Source organism: Hymenobacter lutimineralis (assembly GCF_008271285.1).
GTDB lineage: Bacteria > Bacteroidota > Bacteroidia > Cytophagales > Hymenobacteraceae > Hymenobacter > Hymenobacter lutimineralis.
This window is the reverse complement of sequence record NZ_VTHL01000007.1, coordinates 172,405-188,951: the sequence shown is the minus strand read 5'-3', so window position 1 is coordinate 188,951 and position 16,547 is coordinate 172,405. Positions and strand designations below refer to the sequence as shown.

Genomic DNA, 16,547 nt, shown 5'->3' with positions numbered 1-16,547 from the left:
TGTTGCAGAATGGCCACAATCTGGGCCTCGCTGAATCGTCCCTTTTTCATTTATCAGTCGTCAGGTAGTGAAAGTTACGGCTTTCTCTACTCACTACTGGCTCACTTTCTAGGGAAGCGTACAAGCGTACACTTGAATGCGTACTATTCTACTAAGTACATCAGCGAATTTCGAGTTGGTTGTCGTATGCATTGGCCCTAGTAGATGCTTTTTTTATTTGTTCTACGTTGGCATATTCCACCGTATCGGTTTGGGTTATCACCCTCTTTTTGCGGTAAAGCACCGGTTCATCCCTATCACCCCAGCCACTAATAGAAAAGGTTGATCTGGCCGGGATAAAATACCGTTGCATTAAGTTTATCGTGTCGACATACACCAGCCTAGTTGTAGGCCCAGGGTGAGAAAACCCGAAATTATCTGTTAGAAATAACCGAAAATCGTGCTTATTCCAATGGCTCTTGTAGGCCGTTGTGTCAAAGTATAACTCCAGCGTTGCCGTTTGATCAGAGTAGTTGTGTAACTGGACGGATGATTTAGGAGGGTCGTATACGCAGGCAGTCAGCACCAAACTCATGGCCACAACAAGTAACTTGAACATCATAGAAGCTTATAGCACACGCTCAGAGTGTGAAAGGAAACAAAGGAACCTTCTCAAAGAAACGCAAGCAAATGCTGCTCAATGATAAGCCTCTCGGGTAACACGAGGTACGCTGGTGTCAACCAGTGAGCTATACCACTATGATTGCAGGTAAGGCTCTACAAAATGTAGGGCCTTTTCTTTGGCCTAAATAGTAGCGTAATAACCGGCTGGGTTGGGGTAAACGGCTATATTTGTTCTAAACGCCTTTCCTCCGCCTTACCAACTCCTATGGAATATCCTCTGCTGAAACTGGCTGCCATCGATATTGGATCTAATGCGGTGCGCTGCCAGATTTCGGCGGTACTCCACTACGGCGAGCGGTACCGGCTGAAGCGGGTGGAGTACGTGCGCTACCCCCTGCGCCTGGGCGAGGATGTGTTTGCCACCGGCCGGATTTCGGAGAAAAAGCAGGACAAGTTCATCAAGTTCCTGCACGCCCTGCGCCTGCTCATGGAGGTACACGACGTGGCCCCCAACCACTACTTGGTGTGCGCTACCTCGGCCATGCGCACCGCCGAAAACGGCCAGGAGGTAGCGGCCCGCATTCAGCAGGAGCTAGACATGACGGTGCAGGTAATTGACGGGCAGGCCGAAGCGGCCTACATCAACCGCGTAATTGAGCACCTGCTCGAAGACAAAAAACACTACCTCCACATTGATGTGGGCGGGGGCAGCACCGAGTTCAATATCTACCACGACCGGCGCAAAGTGGCCTCGCAGTCGTTTGAGGTGGGCTCCATCCGGCGCATGCAGCAGGAAGAAGCCGGCCTCAGCACCGAAGCCATGCGCGAAACCTGGCAGCGCATGGAAGACTGGGTGACGGAAAATGGCCGCCGTTACCACGTCACCCGCGCCATCGGCACCGGCGGCAACATCAACAAGCTCTACAGCTTGGCCCAGCCCCAGTTGGACAAGCCCGTTACCCGGGCCCGGATTGCCACCATCCTCGACCACCTCACCAGCCTGAGCATGGATGAGCGCGTGAACGTGGCCATGCTCAACCCCGACCGCGCCGACGTCATTGTGCCAGCCGGCCACATCTACCTCTCGGCCATGCAGTGGGCCAACATCCATTCCATGATTGTGCCCGACATTGGCTTGAAGGACGGCATGCTCCAGGCGCTGTTTGAGGACCACTTCGAGGAATTTCGGCCTAAGGACAAACACAAGCCCGGCAGCCCCCAACTCACCGTGCAAAGCCGCCCCACGGACGTAGAGTAAAGCCTTACAGCTCATGGCTGCACGGCCGGCTGCTACCTAACGAAAAAGCCTCAGCTTGTCAGCCGAGGCTTTTTCGTACCAAGCCAATCTGGTTTTAGCAACGGCTTCCTTACCCTTCCTGCACTATCGAAATGGGAACCTCCGTTTCGTCTTCACCGGTATCTACGGGGGTGCAGAAGTCGGAGGGCTGCTCCTCCGCTTCTTCTTCGGCGGCCAGCACCACAGCAGATACTTCTTCCAGCACCGGCTGGGAGGCCGCCAGGGTAGCCAGGTACTCCTGATAGAGCACATTCTCGGCGACGACAGCGTAGTTTTTCTGGTAGAACTCCTTGTGCACATTAAAAGCCGTTTCCTCGGGCCCGGGCTGGCGGCGCACATAGGCGCCATCCTCGCGCATCACGTAGGTATTCTGGTTGTCCTTCAGGTTGAAGTACAAAATGTTGATAGCCTCACGCGTAAGCTGGGGGTTCACGATGCGGAACAGGGCTTCAATGCGCCGGTCGAAGGAGCGCACCATCACGTCGGCGGAGCCGGCGTATACTTCCGGCTGCCCGGCCTGATGGAAGTAGAACAAGCGCGCGTGCTCCAGGTACTCGCCCACAATGCTGCGCACCTCGATATTGTCGCTGAGGCCGGGGCGGCCAGGCCGCAGGCAGCAGATGCCGCGCACAATCAGCCGCACGGGCACGCCGGCCTTCGAGGCTTTGTAAAACTCGTCAATGACCTCCTTGTCTTCCAGGGAGTTCATCTTCATGATGATGCCGCTGGGCAAACCCTTCTTGGCGTTCTTAGCTTCCTCCCGGATGAGGTGAATCAGCTGCTGGCGCATGTCTTTGGGCGCCGTAATCAGGTACTCGTAACCGTCGGGCTGGGAGTGACCGGTGATGACGTTGAAAAACTCCGACACGTCGTGCCCATACACGTCATTGGTAGTGAGCAGGCTCACGTCGGTGTAGAGGCGGGAGGTCTGCTCGTTGTAGTTGCCCGAGCCGATGTGCACGTAGCGCGTCACCTTCTCCCCTTCCTTGCGGATGATCATCAGCATCTTGGTGTGGGTCTTGTACTTGCCCACGCCGTAGATGACAAAGCAGCCCGCCTTTTCCAGCCGCGAACCTTCCCGGATGTTACGCTCCTCGTCGAAGCGGGCCTTCACCTCGAATAGTACCGATACGTGCTTGCCGTTTTCGGCGGCTTTCAGCAGGGCGGCCGTCACGCGGGAGTCATCGGCCAGGCGGTAAATGGTTTGCTTGATGCCCAGCACGTGGGGGTCTTCGGCTGCCTGCTCCAGCAGCCGCACCACCGGCTCGATGGAGTTGTACGGGTGATGCAGGAGCACGTCGTGGTGCTTGAGGTACTCGAAGAGGTGGTCTTCGGCCCCGTCGGGCAACGAAGGCGGGGTAACGGGGGAGGGCATTTTGGAGCCCTTGCCGCGAAAATTGGGATGGCGCAAAATCTGCGTCAGCCCGCGCATATCCAGCAGGGAGTTGATGACGAACACGTTGCCGTTATCAATCTTCCACCGGTCCTTCAGCACGTTCATCAGCACCACGGAGGCGTCCTGCTCTACTTCCAGGCGCACCACGCGGCCTTTTTTGCGCGTTTTCAGCCCCACCTGGATTTCCTTGATGAAGTCCACGTCAATGTCCTCCGATTCTTCCAGCGTGAAGTCGCCGTTGCGGGTGATGCGGAACAGGTTGGCCGAGACAATTTCAATGTTGCGGAAAAGCTTGGGCAGATTAGCCCGCACGATTTCCTCAATCGGAATGAAGATGACCTTATCCTTGCGGGTAAGCTCGAAAAACCGCGACAGGTTCTGCGGAATCTGCACGAAGGTGAGACGCTCCTGCCCTTTTTCCGCCTCGGTATCCACGCCAGTGCGCGTCACTACCCCGAAGATGAGCATCTGGTTCATCATCAGGGGGAAGCCGTGGTAGGAGTCGTAGACCATGGGCGTGAGCAGCGGAAACACCGTGTGCTTGAAGTAGCCCTCCGCTTTTTTCAGCTCCAGCTCCGTGAGTTCCTCCATGCGCAGGATGTTGAAGCCATTGCGCTCAAACAGCGGCTTCAGCTCGTAGTGGTACGTCAGCGACTGATCGTTGATGAAGCGGTGCGCAAAATCGAGGAGCTTGCGCCGAAAAGGCAGCTCCCGCAGGCCCGAGTAATCTACCCGCTCCTTGCCGTAGTCGATGTAGTTATAGAGGGAGCCCACCCGAATCATGAAAAACTCATCGAGGTTGGAGCTGGTGATGCTCAGAAAGCGCAGCCGGTCGAACAAGGATTTGCTGGCGTCCTTGGCCTGGTCGAGCACGCGGTAGTTGAAGCGCAGCCAACTCAGGTCGCGGCTGATGTATTTGCTTTTCCGAATGAGGTCGGCGGATTTGAAAAGTTTCATAGCGGAGGTAAAATCCAGGGTAAGATACGCAGGACGCAGGCCGGGAAGCTAGCCTTTTGCCGAAGATATGATGGCCGTGGCTTCGATTTCGACCAGCAGCCGGTCATCAATCAGGGCCCGCACTTCCACCATGGAGGTAACCGGACGAATGTGGCCAAATACTTCCCCATGGGCTTTTCCCACGGCTTCCCACTGCGAAATATCCGTGACGTAGATGCGGGTACGCACCACATCCGCGAATGTAGCCCCAGCCTGCGCCAGTGCGGCTCCTATTTTTTCCAGAATGCGCACCGTTTGTCGGTAGGCGTCGCCCCCGGCCACGGTGTCACCGTCCTGGGCAGTGGTGCCGGCTACTTCTACAACGTTGCCCACGCGCACAGCCCGCGAATAGCCTACAATGGCTTCCCAGGGGGCCCCGGAAGAAATGTTCTGTCTCATCTGCTTTGCTCTTGTCTGGCTGCCAGGCTGACCGCATCCGTAAGATAATGCCCAGCCAGCGCAGGTAGCTACGCTGAAAAGGCATTCAGGGCAAGTATTCGGCATGCCCAATAAAAAGGCCCGCTTGCGGCGGGCCTTTTTGGGTACAACGCTTACACGTCGACTTTCGCGTATTTGGCGTTTTTCTCGATAAAGTCCCGGCGGGGAGCTACTTCGTCGCCCATGAGCATGGAGAACAGGTGGTCGGCTTCTACGCCCGAGTCCACATCTACGCGCTTGAGCGAGCGGGTGGCCGGCTGCATGGTCGTCGTCCAGAGCTGCTCGGCGTTCATCTCTCCCAGGCCCTTGTAGCGTTGCACCCCTACCGTTTCGGGGCGGCCGCGGCCAAGCTCTTCCTGGGCACGCATCCGGTCGTCCTCGGTCCAGCAGTACCGCTCCTCTTTGCCGCGCTTCACCAAGTACAAAGGCGGCAGCGCAATGTAGATGTAGCCTTTTTCAATCAGCTCCGGCATGTAGCGGAAGAAGAACGTCAGGATCAGGGTGCGGATGTGGGAGCCGTCGATGTCGGCATCGGTCATGATGACGATTTTGTGGTAGCGCAGCTTGTCCAGGTTCAGGGAGCGGGAAGTGCTGCCATCATCCTCGTCGGTCTTCTTCTCGAAGCTCACGCCGAGGGCCGTAATCATATTGCGGATTTCCTCGTTTTCATAGATGCGGTGTTCCTGCGCCTTCTCCACGTTCAGGATTTTACCCCGCAGCGGCAGAATAGCCTGGAACGCACGGTTGCGGCCCTGCTTGGCCGTGCCACCGGCCGAGTCCCCTTCCACCAGGTACAGCTCGCAGATAGCCGGGTCCGATTCCGAGCAGTCGGCCAGCTTGCCGGGCAGGGAATTAGAGCCCAGCACGGTTTTGCGCTGCACCATTTCGCGGGCCTTCTTGGCGGCCACCCGGGCCTTGGCGGCCAGAATCACCTTTTCCACGATAACGCGGGCCTCCTTGGGGTTTTCTTCGAGGTACTGGTTCAGGATTTCTCCTACCACCTGGTTCACGGCCCCGCTTACTTCGGAGTTGCCGAGCTTGCCTTTGGTCTGGCCTTCAAACTTGGGCTCCGCTACTTTCACCGAAATAACCGCTGTGAGGCCTTCGCGGAAGTCGTCGCCCTGAATCTCAATCTTAGCCTTGGCTACCTCCCCCGATTTCTCGGCATAGGCCTTCAGCACCCGGGTAATGGCCGAGCGGAAGCCCGCCACGTGCGTACCACCTTCCTGGGTGTTAATGTTGTTGACGTAGGAGTAAATGTGCTCCTGGTACGAATCGTTGTACTGGAAAGCCACTTCCACCGGAATACCGCGCTCGGTAGCCACGTACACGGGCTTGGTCATGAGCACGGTGCGGCTGTTGTCGAGGTACTGCACGTACTCGGCTACCCCACCCTGGGAATAGAACTCGTCGCGCTGCTCCTCGCCGCCGTCGGCGGGCGTGCGCAGGTCCTGAAGTACGATGCGGATGCCCCGGTTGAGGTAAGCCAGCTCCCGCAGACGGGTAGCAATCCGCTCGTAGGAGTAAACGATGGTTTCGTCGAAGATGGTGGGGTCGGGCTGGAACCACACCAGTGTGCCCCGCTCGGTGGTGTCGCCAATCTCGCGCACGTCGTATTGCGGAACGCCGATGGTATACTCCTGCTCGTACACGTGGCCGTCGCGCTTTACCGTGACGTGGGTGTGGGTACTCAGCGCATTCACGCAGCTCACGCCCACCCCGTGCAGGCCACCGGAAGTCTTGTAGCTGTTTTTATCGAATTTGCCGCCGGCGTGGAGCACGGTCAGGGCTATTTCGAGGGCCGATTTGCCAAACTTTTGGTTGATGCCGACGGGAATTCCGCGGCCGTTATCCTGCACCGAAATGGCGTTGCCGGGGTGAATGGTCACCTCAATCCGGTCGCACTGTCCGGCCAGGGCTTCATCAATGGAGTTATCGACTACCTCCCACACCAGATGGTGTAGACCTTTCACGCCCGTGTCGCCGATGTACATGGAGGGACGCTTGCGCACGGCTTCGAGGCCTTCGAGCACCTGAATGCTATCCGCGGAGTAGTCCGAGGTACCGATTATCTCTTGTGTTTCACTCATGTGACGCAGTTAATTCAGCCTGATTTAGGTATCTACAAAGATACCTATTTTATCTGGTTTTGGCCAGTTTCCGCGCGGTTTTGGCCGCTTTCAGCCAGGTATTTTTTCCTTCCAAAGCCCCACTATTTGCTTGACGCCGTGCGCCTTTTTTTACCAGCTTCCGGCTGGCTATCCAAGCAAATATTCGGGCCTTTTTAGTAGCTTGTCTACCTTGCTGCCCGGAACGCGTAGAATCAGCGCGGATAGCTGCCCGAACCAATTTTGAAAACTTCTGTTTTGTAGTTCTATGCCTGAAGTTGCCAACCTTACGCTAAGCGAGGCTACGCGCACGGAGCCCGTGCTGCACTACGCCTATTGCATCGACGCCTCCAACCGTCCCGCCAACCACCTGGGCGACTGGCCGGAAGAAGGCAAAATTTACCCCGTCCGGCTGGTTCCCAGCAAGGTAGAGGGTTTAGAATTGGTGCATGTACTGGGTTTTGAAGGAAATGCCCCGTATTTCAATGCCTTTAGCCCCCACCGCTTTGAAATTGCGGCGGAAGTGTACCTGAATTAAGCTTTTCACCTTCTTTTCCCGGGCCGCGTGGTGGTTTTCAGCTTTTGGGCTGCGGACTGTCACGCGGTCTGCTTTTCGTTGATGCGCTACTTTTTTCTGCTTGCCCTAATCGGCCCCGCATTCCTGAGCAACTGCCAGCAGCCCACCGCCGACACCCCAACGGCAACTGCTACCGCAACCGTTGCGGCCTCCGCCCAAACCGAGGCCGACGCCCGGGCGGCCGTGGCCCGCTTTGTAACCGGCCAGCCAAACGCCGCTCTTTACCAGCTTGATTCGGCCAGCGTGGTAGATGCAGGCACGCAGTGGCAGGTGCTGGTGCCCCGCACCGACTGGGCTGGCCGAATGCCTGATAAGGCGGCCTTTGAGGTGACGAAGCAAAACGGTCAGGTTAAGAGCCTGATGGTGAAGTAACCTTCTCGAACGCAAGCGGTGCGGTATCTTTGCAGCATGACATACCGTGCGCAAACTGTTGCGAGCTGCTGGCTGGCCGCGTCCCTCCTGCTTACCGGCTGCATTAAGGAACCCTACGACCCAGCCCCCACGCCTCCTGGTGGCACAGCCATTGACGACGACAACCTGCTGACGATGGGCAACCCCAGCGGGGCTACGGCCGACGTCGGCCAGCCCACCAATTACCTGCTGGTAAAGCCCCAGTATGCACTGAGTTACCACCGCGACCGGGGCATTCCCAACTGGGTGAGCTGGCGCATCGCCGCTTCCTGGCTGGGCTCAGCCGACCGCCAGGACGACTTCCGCGCCGATAATACGCTACCGGCCGGCTGGTATCAGGTGCAAGGCTCCAGCTACTCGGGCTCGGGCTTCGACCGGGGCCACAACTGCCCCTCGGCCGACCGTACCAGCTCCGTGGCCGATAACTCGGCCACGTTTCTGATGACCAACATGATTCCGCAGGCGCCCAACAACAACCAGCAAACCTGGGCCGACCTGGAGAACTACTGCCGCACACTGGTGCGCGCCGGGAATGAGCTCTACGTCATCATGGGCAGCTACGGCAAGGGCGGAACCGGGTCGAACGGTTTGGTAACGACCCTGGATAATGGTCGCGTGACGGTGCCCAAGCGCGTATGGAAGGTGATTGTGGTGCTGCCTGTGGGCAACAACGACGCCGCCCGCGTCAGCGCATCTACCCGCCTTATTGCCGTGGATACACCCAACGACAACGGCCTGAGCCGAGCCTGGGGACAGTACCGCACCAGCGTGGATGCCATTGAAGCCGCCACGGGCCTCGATCTGCTTTCGGCTGTACCCCCTGCTGCGCAGGCGGCAGTGGAAGCAAAAGTTGACGCTGGGCCAGTGAATTAGTATTAGCTACATTCTGCAACTGTGGCTTGCAAAGCAACTATCCTTCTGGGAATATTTTCCTGTTCCACGCATTGCTAGAGTACAGCCTTCTGCACGCACAAAGTGCAACGGAATCTGTGGTCGGGGCCTCGTTTGGATCCAAATCAAAGACCGGCCACGGCCAGGTATGGTTGACCCGTTCCAAGTTTTGCCGATAGGTAAATGTGCTGGACTTAACACAGCAGGTACAGGCCGCCATAGAGGGTCGTAGTCCCATCTGGTACCTGAGCTAAATCATCCTGTGAGGAATGAACCCGGCCGGCATACGACAATCCGGGCGGGCTCTATGTGGGCGACAGGGAATTGCGGCGTCTGCGCACGATTTGAATTACCTAAAACCGGCGAAGCACCCTTGAGGATGTACAGCATTTTCCAACGACTCCCCGCCGACAAGGGAAACCTCGTTCACATCACAAAGGCCATAATTCCTTGGGGGTCCCTCAGCTTCAAGTAGTGGAGATATGGCGGAGGATTGACTATAGCCGTTCCCAGACCATCCCACCGCGCTCCTCGAACCGGATCAGCCCATCGGCCTTAGTCAAGTAGAGCATGACCACCACCTGGGACCCAGAAGAGAGGGTACTGGATGTGCCTCCCCACACCGCCGGGTAGGTGTGACCTGCGAAGGTGGCGGGTGAAAGTATCTGGGTTTCGTCTTCAATTTCCTGTAGGGGCACTTCCACCGTCGTCGATCCAATTGCGAAGGTCGCCTGAACCCGGGTGGGACCAGCAGTGGATACCCAGAATTTCAGCTCCTTGTTCTCACTGTTGCCCGTAGAATCACTGCGTTCGAGTAGGTGCCAGCTATACTCCCGGTAGTACTGTGGGCAAACCTGATACCTCGAACTTACCCCATCCATCTTGTTTTCGGCAGTAGTGACGCGGTAGCTGCGCACGTAGCCCGTACTGGCATTGCGGAACCGGAGCACGGCATCTTTGGAATACGGGACAGACCAGGCACGTTGGCCGTCCGTCAAGGGGTACTGGGGTACGGCATCAGTGTCACACCCCTTCTTACAACCCGAAATGACTACAACCAAGCTAACCCACAGCGAAGAACCAAGATGAAAGCGCATACAAACCAACTTTAATGAACGAGAAGAGGCGAAAAACTACTGATTTCGCGCCACGAGCGTACCTCCACTCACCATGCTTGAAACTTGATGGGTTGAATTTGCACCACCTGGAAAATCACCCATCACCAGCAAGTTCACGCCTACGTCCGCAAAAAAACAACCAGTAAATCGTTTCCCTATCAGGGTCAGTCGTTTGACTAGCTTCAGCCACCGGTGCGCTTTCCAACGGTTTGCAGCCGAAACGAAAAACCTATTTCATATCTTTAAACAGCCGACAAAGGATTTTCTTGTGTACCCGCCAACAAAAAAGCCACTCAGCTATTAAGCTAAGTGACTGATAACGAACGTGGCCCCGATTGGATTCGAACCAATGACCGGCTGCTTAGAAGGCATGGTTACAACCATACCAACCACTCACCTTTCTTTTGGTTGCGTAGCTGAAAACGCGGTTTGCAAGCCATAGACTATATGTTTGTTTGTATCCGTTATCTGCCTTTTTGGTATACTTGTTAGCCCCGCTGTTAGCCCCGGCCAGCGGGGCTAACACTTTCGGGCCTCTACCATGAGTAAAACTACTGAGCACAAAGAAGGCCAGGCCACCGTTATCATTCACTACAAGACGGGCAAGACGCTGGCTGACGGTTCCCACCCCTTCGTTATCCGTATTACCAAAAACCGCAAGCACCTTACCCGCTACACTGGCATCAGCCTGCATCCCAAATACTGGAACGCCGAAAAGAAAGAAATTCGGCGCAGCTACCCAGGGGACGCAAAAGCGCTGTGGCGAAAGCTGGAGAAGAAGGCCAAGGACTATGAGGAAGCCGCCGGCGCCCTGGCGGAGGCAGATGAGGAGCACGAGGCCGCCGCGGTACTGGCCAAGGTCAGTGAGCAGCGCAAGGCCACCCGGCGGGTAAAGCTGCTGGCCTACGTTGCCGAGCTGGTAGCAGCCCAGGAAGCCGCTGGACAGCTGGGCAACGCGCGGGTGTACCGGCAGACCGGTACCGACCTGGGCCGCTTCATTCTCGACGAGTACGGCACTGATGATATTTCCTTCAACCAGGTAACCGTGTCCTTCTGCCACGAGTGGGAGCAGACGATGCGCGCCGCCGGCGCCGAGGATACCACGTTATCCGTACGGTTCCGGACCCTACGAGCTGTGCTCAACAAGGCCATAGCCGTAGGCGTGGCCAAGCCTGAGCACTACCCCTTTGCCCGCAACCGCGCCGAGCAGCACAAATACAGCGTTAGCAAATTTGATCTGAGCACCCGCAAGCGGGCCCTTCCGCGCGAAGAGCTGCGCAAGCTGGAGCAGCTGCAGCCTACCATCAGCCGCCAACGCCTGGCCAAGGATGCCTTTCTGTTTTCCTTCTATTGCGGTGGTATCAATTTCGTAGACCTGGCCCAGCTGCGCTGGAGGGACGTAAGCGGGACGGCCGCCGGAACTGGCTACCCAGAGCGGCTGGAGTACGTCCGGCAAAAGACCGGCGGCAAATTCTCGCTGAAGCTATTGGCTCCGGCTGCGGCTATCCTGGCCAGCTACGCGCCCACCACGCGGGCGACGTCGGAAAGCTACGTATTTCCCTTCCTCGACCTGGCGAGGCACACCACGGCCGCTAAGCGCCTGGTGCGCCTGCAGAACGTGCTGGGCTGGGTAAATAAGTCTCTGAAGCTGCTGGGTGAGCAGGCCGGCATCAGCACGCCCCTCACTACCTACGTGGCCCGGCACTCCTTCGCCACTACCCTGAAGCTGGCCGGCACTAACACGGCCGTTATCAGCCAAGCCATGGGGCATAAGTCAGAAGCCGTTACCGGCGTGTACCTCGACAGCTTTGGCTCTGAATTGGTAGATGAAGCGTTTGAAGGACTGTTATAGGCAAGTAGGCAACAATGAGTTGTTGCCTACTTGCCTATAACTATAGCCAAAATGACTATAGCCATTTTGGCTATAGTTAAAACTGAAGGTACCCTTCCTGCAGGTAGAATATTCACCTTTGTAGTGTAAAAGCCTTATTTTCAGAATTTGACCTTTTGGCAGAAATAGTTATTGCCTAAACGCGTTTTCCTTGTAGGCAAGAATTCCCTCCTGCTTTTTGCCAAGTGCTTTTGCGGCAAGGACCAGAAAGCAGCATACCGGCCCCCTTGGCTAGTTTTTGAAGGCAATAGCAGTTGGCAATAATCATTCTTGCCAACTGCTTACAATTGTTGCCAATACCCATTTGGCATTAGGCAATAACTCCCCTTGTAGGGGGGAGTTATTGCCTAATGCCAAATGGTACGGTAGCCACTAGGCCCAACACACCAGCGCCCGCCCCTCACGATGAAGGGCGGGCGCTGGTGTGTTATAGCCACAAAGCGAGTTACTTATTCTTTGGCACGAAAGATTGCCCCTCAGCCCGGCTTTCAGGGATGCCAGTAGGCTTATAGGGGGCATCGGCTTCTATTTCTTGAATGAGAAGCATACGAACCAAACCAGCTAAGCTGATACCTCTTCTGTCCGCTAGGTCGTGAGCTTTTGCCAACAGGTCGGCATCGAGTCTCATGTTTAGAGCTGCTTTATCTGTCTTAGCCATATAGTAAATTTTGCTACGAAGATATATCACATACACTTATGCTACAATTTTTGTAGCATTTCTTTTCAACACTATTGTTTGTGTAGTTTTTGTGTAGCACATTTGTAGCACAAACAAAAAGAGGCCAGCCCCGGCAAGGGCTGACCTCCGATTCAGAAACAGGGCCGGCAAGCCCTATCACTTATCTAACACCCCAAAGGTATGCAACTGCAAACCAATCCCGCAAGCCTGTCAGTAGGACAGCTTGCCGCGCTATCCAGCGCCCCGATTCAGTACGGCCCCGCTGCCGCCGCCCGAAAAGCCCAGCAACAAGCCCTGGCCGATGCCAGCGTCTACGCTGCCTTCCGATTAGAGCAGGCCCGCCGCGCTATCATGTTCCATATGGCAAAAGCGGTGTTCACCGACGCCGAGCGCCAGCGCGCTACTGATAGCGCCTACCAGTGCGAAAGCCTGGGCAAGCTGGCCTTATGGCTCCAGAACGTGCGCCGTGTGGCCTCGGAGCGTACTGCCGCTGCAGCTACTGTGCACTACCGCCTGCTGCGAGGCCGCACCTCGGACTATGCTGGGGGCATGTCCGCCGCCGCCGCCCGCTACAGCTTCACCTCGGAAACCGGCCTCACGGCTTGGGATTTAGCCAACCTCTAATACGCTGCTGTCATGATGAACGAAGCAGAAAAAGAGCTCCGCGAAGCCATTGCGTACCTCGACACGGCCCGGGCCAACTACAACAACATCCGCTCGATTCAACGGGCGCTGGAGCTGGGCCAACCCGTAGAAATTACACTTCGCGCCGCCGGCGCCGAGGTGACCACCCTTTGCCCTGGCAAGGCTAGCGAGAAGCTGATGGAAAAGCTCACCAGCCAGGCGTATCACCGGGTAAGCAAGCTGGAAGAACAGGAAGCGTATTGGTGCCAGGAAGTAACGGCGCTGAACCGTTCGCGCCAAATCAACAACACCCTACGTGACAACCCCGACTTGAGCCGAACGGCGCTGGAGCATGCTGCGCGGGAGAATACCCGGGCCGCGTGGGAAGCCAATGATGAGTGCATGGCTAAACGCAGAGCCACTGAGCAGCCCGCCGGTTGAGTTTGAGCCCCCAGCAAAATAGCCCGGCGGGAATTCGCCCGCTGGGCTATCTTTAGCATTGAACCTAGTAAGCTGGCAAGCTGATGAATAACCCTTATGATGATCCGAGTGGATCACTCCCTCAACTTCCTGATTATATCACTAAGTCACATGCATTTCTTCATGCCCTCATGGAGCAGTGCGCGGCCTTGCCCTTTAGCGCAGATGTTGGCCACTTATTACGAGCGGCTCTAAGTCAAAAGATGGCAGAAGGTTATGCAGAGTCTGATGGGTTTCTCCGCCGTTTACCGGAGTATATTGAGCAATATTTGAAGCCTAAAGTCAGCCAGCATCTCTTAGCTACGGCTGGCCCTGTCTCTAGAATGTGGGCTCTTCAAAGACTCTACTCACTCAAACCTGAGACATGGCCCTACTGGGATGAATTGTGTGGGAAAGATGAACTAATCGAACGTCGCAGAGACGTTGAGGAACGTTTAGGACTGGCCGAACAAGAAAACCGTACACAACATGCCGAGTCCCACCGCGCCAATATTAAGCGCATCGATACCATTCTGGCCACTTATGAGTTGGCCACCGCAGAGGGCCGGACAGTACTTTGGGCAAGCGAAGTACAAGGATTGCCCGAATACGAGACGCCAACGGCAGCGCTTCTCCCTAAGGTTGTGGAGAAGTCGACCACCGAGCTGGTCGATCTTTGGGCGGGGCTACTGCTCAACGGGTTCAGAGTCGATGAGGTTGATGCCTGTTTTATGCGGGCAGGCCTCATAGACGGTCCCGAATCCAAGATGCCAGGCCCCGACTCGGCAAAACAGGCATGGGTAGCCGCTTGGGCTGGCATTGAGTTCTTAGGCATGGTAGCTAGATCATCATCCGCTCGGCTTATAGAAGCAGCGCTCAAAGCCAGGTACCCTGAATGCCGGCACACTATGCCAAAGATTCGAGCGCTACAGAACGGAATGCTAATGCATAACGCTACTGCCCGGACAGCATACTACCGTGTTACTGGCCAATATCCTACCTGAAAACCCCGTGCGCTTATGCGTATTTCGTGCGCCGCGCACAAACGCACACGCTGCCCCAATTAGTAGCATTCTTTTGTGATGCTCAGCTGCTAACCTTCCGGCTGACACGAGCATCATATGGCTACTGTAATTACATCGGGTATCGATTACGCCCGATTTTTTGATGACCTGCGCGCCGTCATTCGGCAAGAGGTAAGCCACGCCCTCGCTAATTCTGATAACCCCACTGTTGCCGAGGTGGGCGGGCTGGAGCTGGCCCAGCAGGTTACCGGCCTGAGCAAAAACACGCTCTACGCCCTGGTTTCCAAGCGCGGCATTCCGCATTCCAAGCGGGGCAACAAATTGTACTTCAACCGGGCCGAGCTGCTGGCCTGGGTGGCCGAGGGCGACCGGGAGGTGGCCCAGGGGGAAGGCGTGCGCCGTGCCTAGTCTACTCCCCCAGCCCGCCTACGCGGTAAGGCCTTTCTACTGGCCCACGATTCAGGCCGGCCAGTGGCTGATTCTAAAAGTACGCGGCTCTCAGGTACCCTACGTGGTGTGTGTCGTCGAGAACTACCTGGGCTGCGCTGGGCGCCCCTACCTCATCGTGCACATGGGCCAGCCGAGCCGCCCCATTACCCTGCAGGGAACGGATATCCAGGTCCTGAAACACTACAGCGGCCTACTTCCGGTCCGCTGCAGCCATTGATCTGATTCCCAACCTGGCCACCATGCTTCCATCTACTGCCGTCCCGGCGGCTCCCACCCCTACGGCCCTGACGCTGCTCAACCTGCAACAGCGCCTGGCCGCCGAGGCGCAGGCCGCCGCCGGCCCCGCGCCACCCAGCTCCCGCCTGGCCGATATCCTGGCCCTTGGCCAGCAGGTGCGCCAGGCGACGGAGCAGCCCGTTACCTTCCGGCCGGCCCTGCTCTGGCAGGATGGAGAACCCGTTTTCTGGCCGAGTACCGTCAATCTGATTCAGGGGCCCACCGGGGCGCACAAAAGCCGCATTGCCGAGCTCATTGGCAGCGCCATTATTGCGCGCGGCGGCCAGCTGCAGGGCGACGCGCTGGGATTGGAGTTCCGCCCCGCGCCAGGAGAGCAGTACCGGCTACTCTACATCGATACCGAGCGCAACCTGTCGGACCAACTGCCCTTCGCTATCCAGAGCCTGAAGGGCCGCGCCGGCTACGGCTTTACCGAGCACCCGCCTGAGCTGGACTACACATCGTTGGTTATGCTCCCCCGAGCGGAGCGTTTCCCTACGCTGGTGGAATACCTGGCTCACCACCGCGCCGGCTTCGAAGGGCATCTAATTGTCGTACTCGACGTGCTGAGCGACTGCGTAGCCGATTTCAACGACGTGGTGGCCTCGCTGGCTCTGATGGACATGCTCAACGTGGCGGTGAATGAGCAGAACGCGACTATCATCGGCGTCATTCACGAGAACCCCGGCACCACCACCAGCAAGGCCCGCGGGCACCTGGGCACCGAGGCCACCAACAAGGCCAGCACGGTCCTGCAGATTGGCTACGTGAAGGAAGGCGGCCGGCCCACACCCCTGATTCAGCTCTCCTACCTGAAGCGCCGCTACGGTGCCCCGGGCCTGGCCTTCTTTGCCACCTACGACGAAGAGACCAAGGGCCTGGTGCGTGCTGACCAAGACCTAGCAGCTGGCTACACTGCGAACCGATCGGCTGGAGCGCCGCGCAAGGTCTCTGTAGCCAACGTGCTATCTGCGCTGCCCGAGCTGTTGGTTTTCGGACCTATGCGAGCCGGCGAATTGGCTGATGCCTTGGTGCAACATCTAGGTATTGGTATCCGGACGGCGAAAGCATATCTGACAGAACTAGTCCAGCCAGGCGCCGGATATGTGCAGGATTCGCAAGGGCGAACGTGCCAATTATCCAAATCTAAGGCAGCCTATGGCCCATCTGTATTATACAGCCTAGAGCCGATTTCCCCTCCAAAACAATGCTTAGTGCAATAATGCAATAACAGGTTTTTGCACACTAAATATTCTTGCACAAACGGGGAATTGTGCAGTGTGCAACCCCCCTACAGGGGTTGTTGCA

Annotated in this window: 17 protein-coding genes; 11 read left to right on the top strand and 6 right to left on the bottom strand. The window is 57.0% G+C overall.

Going from position 1 to position 16,547, the window contains the following annotated elements; genetic code table 11:
• Positions 1–160: 160 nt before the first annotated feature.
• On the bottom strand, positions 161–601 hold the full coding sequence (locus FY528_RS09090) for a hypothetical protein (protein WP_149070680.1): 441 nt from the start codon (positions 599–601) through the stop codon (positions 161–163).
• 267 nt (positions 602–868) lie between these two features.
• On the opposite strand from FY528_RS09090, the gene FY528_RS09085 reads away from it, so the two are divergent.
• Entirely contained in the window at positions 869–1,861 is a 993-nt protein-coding gene (locus FY528_RS09085) for a Ppx/GppA phosphatase family protein (protein ID WP_262383954.1), read from the top strand.
• A 109-nt stretch (positions 1,862–1,970) separates the two neighbouring features.
• Here the strand turns inward: FY528_RS09085 and ppk1 are convergent, their stop codons facing one another.
• The 3 genes from ppk1 to gyrB all read right to left on the bottom strand — a co-directional run bounded on the left by ppk1 (position 1,971) and on the right by gyrB (position 6,820).
• On the bottom strand, positions 1,971–4,253 hold the full coding sequence (ppk1, locus tag FY528_RS09080; RefSeq protein WP_149070679.1) for a polyphosphate kinase 1: 2,283 nt from the start codon (positions 4,251–4,253) through the stop codon (positions 1,971–1,973).
• 48 nt (positions 4,254–4,301) lie between these two features.
• Positions 4,302–4,691 carry a RidA family protein gene (locus tag FY528_RS09075; RefSeq protein ID WP_149070678.1) on the bottom strand — a complete coding sequence of 130 codons (390 nt, stop codon included), beginning with the start codon at positions 4,689–4,691 and terminating at the stop codon, positions 4,302–4,304.
• 152 nt (positions 4,692–4,843) lie between these two features.
• Positions 4,844–6,820 carry a DNA topoisomerase (ATP-hydrolyzing) subunit B gene (gene gyrB / locus FY528_RS09070; protein ID WP_149070677.1) on the bottom strand — a complete coding sequence of 659 codons (1,977 nt, stop codon included), beginning with the start codon at positions 6,818–6,820 and terminating at the stop codon, positions 4,844–4,846.
• A gap of 286 nt (positions 6,821–7,106) precedes the next feature.
• On the opposite strand from gyrB, the gene FY528_RS09065 reads away from it, so the two are divergent.
• The 3 genes from FY528_RS09065 (at position 7,107) to FY528_RS09055 (ending at position 8,699) form a co-directional block, all read left to right on the top strand.
• On the top strand, positions 7,107–7,376 hold the full coding sequence (locus FY528_RS09065; RefSeq protein ID WP_149070676.1) for a hypothetical protein: 270 nt from the start codon (positions 7,107–7,109) through the stop codon (positions 7,374–7,376).
• Between the two features lie 81 nt (positions 7,377–7,457).
• On the top strand, positions 7,458–7,787 hold the full coding sequence (locus tag FY528_RS09060; protein ID WP_149070675.1) for a hypothetical protein: 330 nt from the start codon (positions 7,458–7,460) through the stop codon (positions 7,785–7,787).
• Between the two features lie 36 nt (positions 7,788–7,823).
• Entirely contained in the window at positions 7,824–8,699 is an 876-nt protein-coding gene (locus FY528_RS09055) for a DNA/RNA non-specific endonuclease (protein ID WP_149070674.1), read from the top strand.
• A 515-nt stretch (positions 8,700–9,214) separates the two neighbouring features.
• On the opposite strand, the gene FY528_RS09050 is transcribed toward FY528_RS09055, so the two are convergent.
• The gene (locus FY528_RS09050; protein WP_149070673.1) at positions 9,215–9,715 is read right to left on the bottom strand and encodes a hypothetical protein; all 501 of its coding nucleotides are present in this window, start codon (positions 9,713–9,715) and stop codon (positions 9,215–9,217) included.
• Positions 9,716–10,376: 661 nt separating this feature from the next.
• On the opposite strand from FY528_RS09050, the gene FY528_RS09045 reads away from it, so the two are divergent.
• Entirely contained in the window at positions 10,377–11,687 is a 1,311-nt protein-coding gene (locus FY528_RS09045; protein WP_149070672.1) for a site-specific integrase, read from the top strand.
• A gap of 484 nt (positions 11,688–12,171) precedes the next feature.
• On the opposite strand, the gene FY528_RS09040 is transcribed toward FY528_RS09045, so the two are convergent.
• Complete coding sequence (locus FY528_RS09040; protein ID WP_149070671.1) at positions 12,172–12,384, bottom strand: hypothetical protein; 213 nt, start codon at positions 12,382–12,384, stop codon at positions 12,172–12,174.
• A 201-nt stretch (positions 12,385–12,585) separates the two neighbouring features.
• Here FY528_RS09040 and FY528_RS09035 point away from each other — a divergent pair, with 201 nt between their 5' ends.
• The 6 genes from FY528_RS09035 (at position 12,586) to FY528_RS09010 (ending at position 16,462) form a co-directional block, all read left to right on the top strand.
• Entirely contained in the window at positions 12,586–13,029 is a 444-nt protein-coding gene (locus tag FY528_RS09035) for a hypothetical protein (protein WP_149070670.1), read from the top strand.
• 12 nt (positions 13,030–13,041) lie between these two features.
• Entirely contained in the window at positions 13,042–13,470 is a 429-nt protein-coding gene (locus tag FY528_RS09030) for a hypothetical protein (protein ID WP_149070669.1), read from the top strand.
• Between the two features lie 83 nt (positions 13,471–13,553).
• Entirely contained in the window at positions 13,554–14,492 is a 939-nt protein-coding gene (locus FY528_RS09025; protein ID WP_149070668.1) for a hypothetical protein, read from the top strand.
• 117 nt (positions 14,493–14,609) lie between these two features.
• Entirely contained in the window at positions 14,610–14,921 is a 312-nt protein-coding gene (locus tag FY528_RS09020; protein ID WP_149070667.1) for a helix-turn-helix domain-containing protein, read from the top strand.
• The gene (locus FY528_RS09015) at positions 14,914–15,180 is read left to right on the top strand and encodes a hypothetical protein (protein WP_149070666.1); all 267 of its coding nucleotides are present in this window, start codon (positions 14,914–14,916) and stop codon (positions 15,178–15,180) included. The genes FY528_RS09020 and FY528_RS09015 overlap by 8 nt, the downstream gene beginning before the upstream one ends.
• A 22-nt stretch (positions 15,181–15,202) precedes the next feature.
• Positions 15,203–16,462 (top strand): hypothetical protein, encoded by a 1,260-nt coding sequence (locus FY528_RS09010; RefSeq protein ID WP_149070665.1) that lies wholly within the window; start codon positions 15,203–15,205, stop codon positions 16,460–16,462.
• Positions 16,463–16,547 lie beyond the last annotated feature (85 nt).